1 protein-coding gene is annotated in these 485 nt (G+C 27.8%); it reads left to right on the top strand.

What is annotated here, in order from left to right:
- On the top strand, positions 1–485 hold a 485-nt coding region (locus OCL94_RS13210; protein ID WP_262997384.1), incomplete at both ends, for a restriction endonuclease subunit S.

The raw sequence follows: 485 nt of genomic DNA, 5'->3' as shown, positions 1-485 counted from the left end.
CTTGGGAACAGCGTGAGTTGGGGGAATTAGTTGATATAAAATCAGGATACAGCCCTTCTAAGTTTCGAGAAGTGAATATTGGAGAATTATTTCTTAAAGTAGATGATTTGAATCATACAATTAAAAATCAAAATTATTCAAAAATTAAAGTTAAAAAAACCGACTTATTCAATTTAATTCCAGCAAAAAGCGTAATATTCCCTAAAAGAGGAGCAGCTATTTTAACAAATAAAATAAGATTATTAAATCAAGAATCATACATAGATACTAATTTAATGGCTTTAATCCCAATAAAAATAGAAAGTGAATTTCTTTTCTATATTATTGGGAAAACAGGATTATATAAAATGGCTGACACATCAACAATTCCACAAATTAACAACAAGCATATTGAGCCGTATAGCATAAAAATACCAAAATTAAATGAGCAGAAGAAAATAGCTTGTTTCTTAAACAATATCGATCAAACAATTACTCTTCTTCAG

Origin of the sequence: Macrococcus capreoli (assembly GCF_025628935.1) — a bacterium.
Classification (GTDB): Bacteria; Bacillota; Bacilli; order Staphylococcales; family Staphylococcaceae; genus Macrococcoides; species Macrococcoides capreoli.
The sequence above is the reverse complement of the archived record's forward strand: the minus strand, read 5'-3'. Positions and strand labels throughout refer to the sequence as shown.